The sequence below is a fragment of the Brooklawnia sp. genome (genome assembly GCF_049651565.1).
In the GTDB taxonomy this organism is placed as follows: Bacteria; Actinomycetota; Actinomycetes; order Propionibacteriales; family Propionibacteriaceae; genus Brooklawnia.
Window position 1 is genome coordinate 1 of record NZ_JBASCI010000118.1, and the last position, 10,136, is coordinate 10,136.

Here is a 10,136-nt window from a genome sequence, read left to right on the forward strand (position 1 = left end):
GTCCTGCACCGCCTGGATGCCGATGGTCGAGGTGAGCAGGACGACCGCGCCGGGTGCCAGCACCTCGGCGATGCCATCACTTCCCCACAGCAGCAATTCCAGCTGCTCCTGGTTGCGGACCGCCACCAGCACCACCTCGGCACCGGACGCCGCCTCGCGGGCCGCCGGGAAGGTCTGCACCCCGGCGTCCGCGGCCAGACCGAGGCGGGCCTCGGCGATGTCGAAGGCCCGCACCGGGAACTGCTGGTTGACCAGCCGGGTGGCCATGGGCAGCCCCATCGCGCCCAGACCGATTGCTGCGACTGTTGGTCTTGACATTGTGAATCTCCTTCGATCGGGGGTGATCATCTTGGGGTCTTACTCGGACAGCTTGTCGACCACGTCGGCCAGCCCCTGGGCGTCGCCCACGTTGCCGGCAAAGACGATGTACGGGATGCCGCGGGCCGGCCCGTCGACCGGTTCCCACAGCGAGACGATCCCGGGCAGCATCGGGCCACGCACGAACGCCCGGGCGATGCTCAGCCCGCGGGCCGCGACGTCACTGGAGGTGATGCCGCCCTTGGCGACCACGAAGCGCGGCGGGTAGCCGGCCAGTACTCGCCGGGACACCTCGACCACGGCGTCCGAGACCAGCCGAGCCAGCCGAAGCGAGTCGGCGGCATCGCTGCCGGTCACCAGCGTGCGGGAGGTGCGCACCACCACGTTGCCCTCGGCCAGCGCCTGGACCGCCTGGTCGACCACCTCGGTCAGGTGGGAGTCCCGGCCTTCGCCGAGCACGGTGCGGACATCGATCTCGAGCTCCACGGGGTGGCGGCGGGCGCGCAGTTCGGCCAACTGGTCGGTGGTCTGCTTCACGTGTGAGCCGACCATGACCAGGCCGCCGACCGAGTTCTCGGCCAGGCCGCCGGCGCGGATGGCGTGCAGTTCGTCCCGCTCCAGCGGTGGCCGCGGGTCCTGACCGATCCGGGCGCGCGGGAACGGCGGGGCGACCCGGTACAGGAAGCGGCTACCGGCGTCCTCGGCGCCTTGCAGGGCCAGCGAGAACTGGCTGAGGTCGGACTCGTCGACGATGTCGACCACGATCGGCTGGCGGTTGCGGGCCTGCCGCAGCCTGGCCACCACGCCGGTCAGGTCGGTGCGCAGTTCGGCCAGGCCGATCTCGATCACCCGGTCGGCCGGGATCTGCCCGCCGGACTTCTCCTCGACCCATTCGGCCAGCCGCGACTTCGTGTAGCCGAAGGTGGCGTCGCGGGCGAACTCGGTCTCGCCCACCGGGGTGAAACCGGACGCCATGGCGCCGGCGTAGTGCACCCCGCCGACGGTGATCCGGCCGGCGGCCGGGAAGGCCGGGACGATGACTATGCCATCCACCTCACCGGCGCCGCGCTCGCTGATGCAATCGGCGAGCACGTTGGGTTCCAGCGGGAAGTGGCCGCGCATCGTCGAGTCCGACCGCGAGACGAAGTCCACCTCGCGCCCGGTGCGGTCGGCCGCGGCGAAGGCCGCCCGGGCCACCTCACGGTTGCGTTCGGCCGCCACCTCGGGGTCGACGCTACGGGAGTTGGTCATCACGTAGACCGCCGGGCACTCCTGCTGCAGCGCCCAGACCATCGACTCGACGCTCCAGTCGGTGAGCACCGGCAGGTCGGCCACCGACTGGGTGCCGGTGGGGTCGTCGTCCAGCACGATCAGCACCCGTCGGCGGCCGGCGGCGGCCTCCCGGACCTGCTGGGCGGTGGCGTCCACCGGCTCCGGGTAGTCGGCGAGCAGGTCGTCCAAACTGGCTGTCATGGCACTCCTTTGTACGGACGGACATCAGACCCTGGGCCTACACCGCAAGTATGACCGCCCGATCGGAGGAGCGCATGGGGTAGTGGGATTGCGCGAGGGCGCTGGGGCGGGGACCGTGGGCGTGCGGAATCCGGGAAATGGCACGCCAGATCCCACTTCCCATTGATGCAACGGGCCGGAATCGCAATCCAGGGTGCGATTTTCCGAAATCCGGGGGCCGTCCTGCTCAGGTCTGGCTCACTGGGTCCGCACCAGGTGCCAATCACCCGGTCGGCGGATGGCGGGCCACCTCATGTCGATGCCGTCCAGCGCCTCCTGCAGCCGGATCAGATACTCGTCCCGGGAGATCTCGCTCACACCCAGCGAGGCCAGGTGCGGGGTCTGCCACTGCACATCCAGCAGTGTCGCCTCGTCGGGGCGCATTCGCAGTTCGTTGACGAGCCGGGCGAGGGCCACCTTGGACGCGTCCCTGCCATGCTCCGGGTCGTGGAACATCGACTCGCCGGCGAATAGACCCCACAGGCTGACCCCGTAGAGCCCACCGACCAGGCGTCCCTCCGAGTCCCACACCTCAATGCTGTGCACCACCCCGGCGTCATGCCCCTGCCGGTAGATCCGCTGAATGTCCTCGTCGATCCAGCCGTGCGGACGCGACGGGTCGGCGCAGCGCGCGAGCACCTCGGGGAAGGCCCGGTCGATGGTGGTGGTGTAGCGGCGGGCCGAGCGCAGCATGCTGCGGCTGACCCGCAGGTCGTCCAGCTCGAGGATGCCGCGCCGCACCGGCGACCACCATCCCATCACCGACTCGAAGGAGGACTCGTGCAGCGGCATCGGGAAGACCCCGGAGCAGTAGGCCCCCACCACCATCGACAGCTCGAACTCGTCGGAGAGCGCAATCAGGTCCTGGTGCGGCCAGTCGCTGGGCGGACCGAAGACCTGCATGAACACGGCATCAAGTGTGGCACCGCGCCTGCCGGGTCACCACTGACAAGCCGGAACGATCATCTTGACTTTGACTGAACATGCGTTCAGAATGTTGAACGTGAGTTCAGACCCGGGCGATCTGTTACCGCAGGCCCGCATCCGGCGCGCTGCCCTCGAACTGTTCGGTGAGCAGGGTTTCCACCACACCACGATCCGCCAGATCGCCGGCCTCGCCGGGGTCTCGCCCCCGCTGGTGATCCACCACTTCGGCAGCAAGCACCAACTGCGGCAGGCGGTCGACGACTGGATCATGGCCTTCCTGCTGTCCGAGAAGGGCACCCTGCTGACCGGTTCGGTGATGCCGCGAGCCAGCAGCTACCTCACTGAGCACCCCGAGGCCCGGCTGATCATGCAGTACCTGATCACCGCCATGCGTGAGGACGGCACGATCGCCCGGCAGGTCTTCGACCAGGTCTGCCACACCACCGCCCAGGTCATCGAACTGGGCGCCGAGCAGGGCACGATCCGCGAGCCGGCCGACCCGGACGCGACTGTGGCGGTGCTGGTCGCCTACTCGCTGGGAGCCAGCATGCTGGGCGGGCACCTGGCCCGGCGGCTGGGCGGGGAGAGCCTGCTGGACGCCGGGCCGATGAGGCGGTACGCCCTGGCGGCGATGGAGTTGTTCACCTATGGCCTGTTCACCGACGACAGCTACCTGCGAGGGACCAGGGCCGCCTTCGACGACACGGGGAGCGAAGATGACTGAGAATGCGATCGAGACCCACGACCTGGTGAAACGGTTCGGCCGCGTCACCGCCCTCGACGGGCTGACCATGACCGTCGGCACCGGCCAGGTGCACGGCTTCCTGGGCCCGAACGGTTCGGGCAAGTCGACCACCATCCGCGTCCTGCTCGGGCTGCTGCGCGCCAACTCTGGCAGCGCCACCCTGCTCGGCGGTGATCCGTGGGCCCAGGCACCCGAACTCCACCACCGGCTGGCCTATGTGCCCGGCGAGGTCAACCTCTGGCCGAACCTGTCCGGTGGCGAGGCGATCGACCTGCTCACCCGTGCCCGGGGCAAGCCGAACCGGACTCGCCGCGACGAGCTGATCGAACGGTTCGACCTCGACCCGCGCAAGAAGGGCCGCACCTACTCCAAGGGCAACCGGCAGAAGGTCGCGCTGGTGGCCGCGCTGGCCAGCGACGTCGAACTGCTGCTGCTCGATGAACCGACCTCGGGCCTGGACCCGTTGATGGAGCACGTCTTCACCGATGTCATCCGCGAGCGGGTGCGCAGCGACGGGGTGACGGTGCTGCTGTCCAGCCACATCCTGTCCGAGGTCGAGAAGCTGTGCGACCGGGTGTCGATCATCAAGACCGGCCGGATCGTCGAGTCCGGCACCCTCGCCGGACTGCGTCACCTGCAACGCAACCAGGTGGTGGCAAGGGTGGACGCCGCGCAGGCCGCCCGGTTGGGGCACATCGCCGGCGTCCACGACGTCACCCAGCGCGACGACCGCTGGACCGCCCAGGTGGACGCGGCAGCCACGCCCGAGCTGTTGGGCGAGCTCGCCGTGCTGGGTGTCACAGGGGTCAGCATCACTCCCCCGACCCTGGAGGAGCTCTTCCTCAGCCACTACGACAGCGAACCTGCGGCCTGAGGAGCGGGCGATGAGCACCCTGACCGGTCTGGGCGCGACGGTGCGCATCACGCTGCGCCGCAACTGGTTGTTCTGGCTCGGCTGGGCGGTGCTGCTGGCGCTGCTGATGCCGGCCACTGCCACCCAGTACGACGTGATCATCCCGCCGGGCACCGACCCGCGCGCCACCGTCGAGCCGCTGCTCAACAACCCGACCATGCTCGCCGTCCTCGGGCCCGCATTCGACCTGTACGACAAGGGCGGATTCGTCTTCTGGCGCTCCGGCGGCTTCACCACCGTGCTGGCCGGACTGGTCGGCGGTTTCGGCATCGTGCGGGCCACCCGCGCCGAGGAGGAGGAAGGCCGCATCGAGCTGGTGCGTTCCGGCCCGGTCGGACGCCACGCCCCGTTGGCGGCCGCCGTACTGGTATGCGTGGCCGGCTGCCTGCTGACGGCCGCGATCACCGCCGGCTTGCTGGTTGGTCTCGGGCTGGCCGCGGCCGGCAGCATCGCGTCCGGCCTGGCAGTTGGCCTGACCGGTGCACTGTACGTCGGGATCGGCGCGGTGGCCGCGCAGATCTTCGAGTCGGCCCGCACCGTGCGCGCCTGGGCGATGGGCGTCGGGCTGGGCGGGGCGTACCTGCTGCGAGCCATCGTGGACGGCGCCGGCCCCGGCTCGGCCATCGAACCGCTGCGGTGGGCGATCCCGCTGCAGTGGGGGATGCTGTCGCGGCCCTTCGCGGACGAACGCTGGTGGGTCTTCGGGCTGCTGGCCGTGGTCACCGTCGGGTTGGTGGGGCTGGCTTTCGTGCTGGAGTCCCGCCGCGACCACGGCGCAGGGCTGGTCGCCACCGGTCTGGGACGGACCACCGCCCGCCCGGGACTTGATGGCGCCTGGGGGCTGGCGTTGCGCCTGCACCGCGGCGGCCTGATCGGCTGGACGCTGGCGCTGGTGGTGAGCGCGATCGCGTTCGGCTCGATCGCCTCCGGGATGGACCGCATCTTCGAGGAGAACCCCGAGATGGGCATCATCCTGCAGCGGATGGGCGGCACCGCCGAACTCAGGACCGCGTTCTACATCGGCATCCTGGGCATCCTGGTAACGGTGACCGCCGTGATGGCGGTCAGCCTGCTGAACATGCTGCACCTCGAGGAGAACCGCGGGCACGCCGAACAACTGCTCGCCACCGCCACCCCCCGGGTCGCCTTGGCGCTGAGCCACCTGACCCCCGCCCTGCTCGGGTCGGCGATCGTGACCGTGCTGGTCGGCGCCGGTCTGCCGCTGGCCCAGGCTGTCACCACCGACGACTGGTCGCTGGTTGCCGACTTCACCGGCACCGCGCTGGCGTTGCTGCCCGGCCTGGTGCTGGTGGTGGGTGTCGCGATGCTGCTGATCGGGTGGCTGCCCCGGGCCTTCGGCGTGGTCTGGTTCGTGCTGGGCTGGAGCATCTTCTGCTCCTGGTTCGCCATCCTGTTCGACCTGCCGCGGTGGCTGGTCAAGCTGCAACCGTGGGGTCACCTCACCCAGCCGCCGCGCGACGAGATGGACTGGCTGCCGTTCGCCGTCGAGACCGCGATCGGGCTGGTGCTGATCCTGGCGGGCCTGATCGGCTACCGTCGGCGCGACATCACCGGCCGCTGACCGGCCGCGGCCCGGTCAGCGCTCGTGCCGCGGCACCCACTCCGACTTCGGGTTGCCGACGTAGAGCTGCCGGGGCCGGTAGATCTTCTGCGCCGGGTTGTCGTGCAACTCCTTCCAGTTGGCGATCCAGCCGGGCATGCGTCCCATCGCGAACATCACGGTGAACATGTTCAGCGGGATGCCGATCGCGCGCAGGATGATGCCGGAGTAGAAGTCGACGTTCGGGTACAACTTGCGCTCGATGAAGTAGTCGTCGGCCAGCGCCTCGGCGGCCAGTTCCTGGGCCATGCCGAGCAGCGGGTCGTCGATCTTCATCGAGTTCAGCAACCGGTCGGCCGCCTCGCGCAGGATCCTGGCGCGCGGGTCGAAGTTCCGGTAGACCCGGTGGCCGAAGCCCATCAGCCGGCGGTTGTTCGATCGGTCCTTGACCTCGTTGAGGAACTGCTTCGGGGTCAGCCCCTCCCGGCGGATCCGCTGCAGCATCTGCACCACCTCGACATTCGCGCCGCCGTGCTTGCCGCCCCACAGCGCGACCACCCCGGCCGAACATGACGCGTACAGGTTCGCCTCGCCGGAGGCCACCATCCGCACCGTCGAGGTGGAGCAGTTCTGCTCGTGGTCGGCGTGCAGCACCAGGAACATGTTGAGCGCGTGGCTGACCTCGGGGGACGCCTCGTACAGCTTGTAGGGCACCGAGAACATCATGTGCAGGAAGTTGTCGACGTACTTCAGGTCGTGGCGCGGGTAGATGATCGGGTCGCCGATGCTCGACTTGTAGGACGCCGCGGCGATGGTGCGGATCTTGCTGATCAGCCGGGCGGCGTAAAGCTGCAGGGTGACGTCGTCGCCGGGGGCGATCTTGGGACGCTCGTGCGTCGACAGCGCATTGATCATGGCCGACATGATCGCCATCGGGTGCGACTGGGTCGGGAAGGCGTCGAAATGCTCCATCATCGCCTCGTGCAGCGCGGACGAGCGGGTCAGCTGCTCGGTGAACTCCTCGCGCTCGGTGCTGGTGGGCAGGTGGCCGAAGATGAGCAGATAGGCGGTCTCGACGAAGCTGCTGCGCTCGGCGAGGGTCTCGATGGGGATCCCCCGGTAGCGCAGGATACCCTCCTCACCGTCGATGAAGGTGATGGCCGACTGGCACGAACCGGTGTTCACGTAGCCGTCATCAAGGGTGATGTAGCCGGTGGTGGAACGCAGCGTGCTGATGTCGATGGCCCGTTCGCCCTCGGTTCCAACCAGCACCGGGAATTCATAGGTGCGCCCGTCAAGCTCCAGGCGAGCGAATTCAGTCATACGGCCCCTTCTCGGTCGTTTCGCGCTTTCATCGTGGCGCGGCGGTGGCCGCCTTCAGCGCGGGTCCCAGATTGTGGCCAGTGAACCAGACCCTGTTCAGGGCCGAATCCGGGGATGGTGGCATACGTTGCAACACCACTTGGGGCTAGCGTAGTTGCATTCCTTCGGCACCCGGGAGCTTTCATGCCTGACCCTGATCAGATCGGCAAGTCGATCATCTCTGCTGCCCCGGTGAGCGCGCCGAACGCAGCCGGTCGGTTGTTGCGCCGGATCCTGGAGTTCGCCATCGACGGCGCCGAGCAGCTGCCCGGCGCCCGCAGCGCCGCCGGCCGCCAGCTCGAGAAGAAGGGTGGGGTTGAGGACGCCATCGACGGCCTGATCAACAACCACGCCGCACTGAGCGGGACGCAGGGTTTCGTCACCAACCTGGGCGGCTTCGTCACGCTGGTGGTGGGTGCGCCCACCAATCTGGCCGGGGTGGCGCTGATCCAGAGCCGGATGGTGGCGGCCATCGCGCACCTGCGCGGTTACGACCTGGACGACTCCCGCGTCCGGCACGCCGTGCTCACCACCCTGCTCGGCAAGCGGATCGTCGACGACCTGGTCGAGAAGGGTGAGCTGCCCGGTTCGCCGCTGGTGCTGGCGACCGCCCCCGGCATCGACCGCAACCTCGAACAGGTGATCGCGCAGCGGGTGATGACCTCGCTGCTCACCACGATCGGCGGCAAGCAGGCGATCGGGTTGGTGGCCCGGGCGATCCCGGTGATCGGCGGCGGGGTCGGGGCGGCCACCGACTCCTGGAACACTCTCGCGGTCGGCCGCTACGCCCGTGAGCAGTTCATCAGCCGGCGCCGCCTCGGTAATACCGTGGTACGCGAGCAGTGATCAGGCAGGTCACCTCGTAGCTGATCGTGCCCATCAGGTCGGCCAGTTCGTCGGTGCCGATGAACTCGTCGCCCTGGGCGCCGAGCATGACCACCTCGTCCCCCACCTCGGCCGGTGCGGGCTGGTCGGGCAGCACCGGGCCGAGGTCGAGCATCGTCTGGTCCATGCAGACCCGTCCGACCACCGGGCGGCGCCTACCGCCGACCAGCATGCTTCCCCGGTTGGAGTTCAGCCGGGAGTACCCGTCGCCGTAGCCGACCGGCACGGTGGCGATCCAGGTGTCCACCGGCGCGGTCCAGGTGCGGCCGTAGCCGACGCTCTGACCGGTCCGCACCGGCTTGACGTGGCTGACCCGGCTGCGCCAGGTCAGGGCCTGCCGCAGCTCGACCGGACGCGGGGTGGCGTGGGCGTCCGGGTAGTAGCCGTAGGCCATGATGCCGGGCCGCACCATCGTCATCTGGCCCAGGTCGTGGCCGAGAATCGCGCCAGAGTTGGCGGCGTGCACCTGCGGAACCGGCGGCAGCCCGGCGGCCTGCCGGGCGTCCTGGATCTGTGCGACCAGCCGCGCGAACCCGGCCAACTGGTTGCGGGTGAACGCGTCCCCCTTGGGGCTGTCGCTGATCGGCAGGTGGGTGAAGATGCCGTCGAACCGTAGCGCGGACGCGTGGCTGGCGATCAACCGGGACAGCCGCAGCGCGTCCTCGGGTTCGCAGCCGATCCGCCGCATGCCGGTGTCGATCGCCAGGTGGACGCCGTGGCTGCGCCCGGCCCGTTCGGCCGCCCGGGCGGCGGCCTCGATGGTCTGCTGGTCGTGCACCGTCAGCGAGATGTCGTGCTCGATCGCCGCATCCAGTTCGTCGTCGAAGGCCGGCGAGAACTTCATGATCGGCTGGCTGATGCCGGCTTGGCGCAACTCGATGCCTTCCGGGGTGGTGGCGATGCCGAACGCGTCGCCCAGCCCGTCCGCCGCCAGGTGCCGGGCCACCTCGACCGCTCCGTGGCCGTAGCCGTTGGCCTTGACCGCCACCAGCACCAGTGCGCCGGGGGCGCGGTGGCGCACCTGCTGCACGTTGTGTGCGATCGCGGCGAGGTCGACCTCGAGGTGCGTGGCGTACAGCATGTGCCAATCCTGCCACCGGGGTTTACGGGCAGCCGTCAACGACAACCGGTCAATACAGCAGCGCCAGCTCGGGTGTCGACAGGATCGTGGAGATGTCGGCCAGGAACTGGGAGCCCTGCTCCCCGTCGATCAACTGGTGGTCGAAGCTCAGCGCCAGCGTGCTCACCCAGCGCGGTTCGATGCGTTCGTCGTCCCCGGTGCCGACCACCCAGGGCTGCCGCTTGATCGCGCCCATCGCCAGGATGGCCGACTCGTCGCCGTTGATGATCGGGGTGCCGGTGTCGATGCCGAAGACGCCGACGTTGGTGATGCTGAAGGTGCCGCCGGAGTAGTCGGCCGGCTGCAGCTTGCCCTGCCTGGCGGTGTCGACCAGTTCATTCAGTGCCCGGCACAGCTCGACCAGATTCATCCGGCCGGCGTCCCTGATCACCGGCACCAGCAACCCGCGTGGGGTGGCGGCGGCGATGCCCAGGTTGACCTGGTCGTGATAGACCACCTGGCCGGCCTCGGGGTCCCAGGAGGCGTTCAGCTCGGGGTTCCTGGCCAGTGCCAGGCAGACCGCCTTGGCGTGCAGCAGCAGCGGTGAGACCCGGAGCCCGGCGAACTCTCGGCGTCCCTTGAGCGCCTCGACCAGCTCCTTGGTGGCGCTGACGTCGATGGTGTTGAACTCGGTGACGTGGACGTGCCTGGCGATCGACTCGGCGACGTTCAGGGCGGTCGCCTTGCGGACCCCCTTGATCGCGACCCGGTTTTCGCCGGCGCTGACCTCGGCCAGTCCGGCCGCGGCCTCGACGTCGGCCTTGCTGACCGTGCCGCCCGGCCCGGTGGGACG

The 10,136-nt window shown here is 69.3% G+C and carries 10 protein-coding genes; 4 read left to right on the plus strand and 6 right to left on the minus strand.

All coding sequences use genetic code 11. The features are described 5' to 3' along the window. The 3 genes from WBL05_RS05705 to aat all read right to left on the minus strand — a co-directional run. Nucleotides 1–318: NAD(P)-binding domain-containing protein (locus WBL05_RS05705; RefSeq protein WP_424224367.1), on the minus strand; the 318-nt coding region annotated here is incomplete at its 3' end. Between the two features lie 39 nt (nucleotides 319–357). Continuing rightward, complete coding sequence (locus WBL05_RS05710) at nucleotides 358–1,791, minus strand: four-carbon acid sugar kinase family protein (protein ID WP_424224368.1); 1,434 nt, start codon at nucleotides 1,789–1,791, stop codon at nucleotides 358–360. 237 nt (nucleotides 1,792–2,028) lie between these two features. After that, nucleotides 2,029–2,733, minus strand: a complete 705-nt coding sequence (gene aat / locus WBL05_RS05715; RefSeq protein WP_424224381.1) for a leucyl/phenylalanyl-tRNA--protein transferase — start codon at nucleotides 2,731–2,733, stop codon at nucleotides 2,029–2,031. A 100-nt stretch (nucleotides 2,734–2,833) separates the two neighbouring features. On the opposite strand from aat, the gene WBL05_RS05720 reads away from it, so the two are divergent. From WBL05_RS05720 to WBL05_RS05730, 3 genes are read left to right on the plus strand one after another with little or no spacing between them, the layout of a single operon-like run. Beyond that, on the plus strand, nucleotides 2,834–3,481 hold the full coding sequence (locus WBL05_RS05720; RefSeq protein WP_424224369.1) for a TetR/AcrR family transcriptional regulator: 648 nt from the start codon (nucleotides 2,834–2,836) through the stop codon (nucleotides 3,479–3,481). After that, entirely contained in the window at nucleotides 3,474–4,376 is a 903-nt protein-coding gene (locus WBL05_RS05725; RefSeq protein ID WP_424224370.1) for an ATP-binding cassette domain-containing protein, read from the plus strand. The genes WBL05_RS05720 and WBL05_RS05725 overlap by 8 nt, the downstream gene beginning before the upstream one ends. Before the next feature lie 10 nt (nucleotides 4,377–4,386). Next, complete coding sequence (locus WBL05_RS05730) at nucleotides 4,387–5,997, plus strand: ABC transporter permease (RefSeq protein WP_424224372.1); 1,611 nt, start codon at nucleotides 4,387–4,389, stop codon at nucleotides 5,995–5,997. A gap of 15 nt (nucleotides 5,998–6,012) precedes the next feature. On the opposite strand, the gene WBL05_RS05735 is transcribed toward WBL05_RS05730, so the two are convergent. Further along, nucleotides 6,013–7,299 carry a citrate synthase gene (locus tag WBL05_RS05735; protein WP_424224374.1) on the minus strand — a complete coding sequence of 429 codons (1,287 nt, stop codon included), beginning with the start codon at nucleotides 7,297–7,299 and terminating at the stop codon, nucleotides 6,013–6,015. Nucleotides 7,300–7,482: 183 nt separating this feature from the next. Here WBL05_RS05735 and WBL05_RS05740 point away from each other — a divergent pair, with 183 nt between their 5' ends. Beyond that, entirely contained in the window at nucleotides 7,483–8,184 is a 702-nt protein-coding gene (locus WBL05_RS05740) for an EcsC family protein (RefSeq protein ID WP_424224376.1), read from the plus strand. Here WBL05_RS05740 and alr read toward each other — a convergent pair. Both alr and WBL05_RS05750 read right to left on the minus strand, forming a co-directional pair. Then, entirely contained in the window at nucleotides 8,141–9,304 is a 1,164-nt protein-coding gene (gene alr / locus WBL05_RS05745) for an alanine racemase (RefSeq protein WP_424224378.1), read from the minus strand. The two genes, WBL05_RS05740 and alr, sit on opposite strands and share 44 nt — an antisense overlap. Before the next feature lie 49 nt (nucleotides 9,305–9,353). Then, on the minus strand, nucleotides 9,354–10,136 hold a 783-nt coding region (locus WBL05_RS05750), incomplete at its 5' end, for a dihydrolipoamide acetyltransferase family protein (protein ID WP_424224379.1).

What these genes read in the sequence shown, in the direction of transcription:
- WBL05_RS05730 (WP_424224372.1), top strand. Translation starts at nt 4,387, where the DNA reads ATGAGCACCCTGACCGGTCTGGGCGCGACGGTGCGCATCACGCTGCGC.
- WBL05_RS05740 (WP_424224376.1), top strand. Translation starts at nt 7,483, where the DNA reads ATGCCTGACCCTGATCAGATCGGCAAGTCGATCATCTCTGCTGCCCCG.
- aat (WP_424224381.1), bottom strand. Translation starts at nt 2,733, where the DNA reads ATGCAGGTCTTCGGTCCGCCCAGCGACTGGCCGCACCAGGACCTGATT.
- WBL05_RS05735 (WP_424224374.1), bottom strand. Translation starts at nt 7,299, where the DNA reads ATGACTGAATTCGCTCGCCTGGAGCTTGACGGGCGCACCTATGAATTC.
- WBL05_RS05725 (WP_424224370.1), top strand. Translation starts at nt 3,474, where the DNA reads ATGACTGAGAATGCGATCGAGACCCACGACCTGGTGAAACGGTTCGGC.
- WBL05_RS05710 (WP_424224368.1), bottom strand. Translation starts at nt 1,791, where the DNA reads ATGACAGCCAGTTTGGACGACCTGCTCGCCGACTACCCGGAGCCGGTG.
- alr (WP_424224378.1), bottom strand. Translation starts at nt 9,304, where the DNA reads ATGCTGTACGCCACGCACCTCGAGGTCGACCTCGCCGCGATCGCACAC.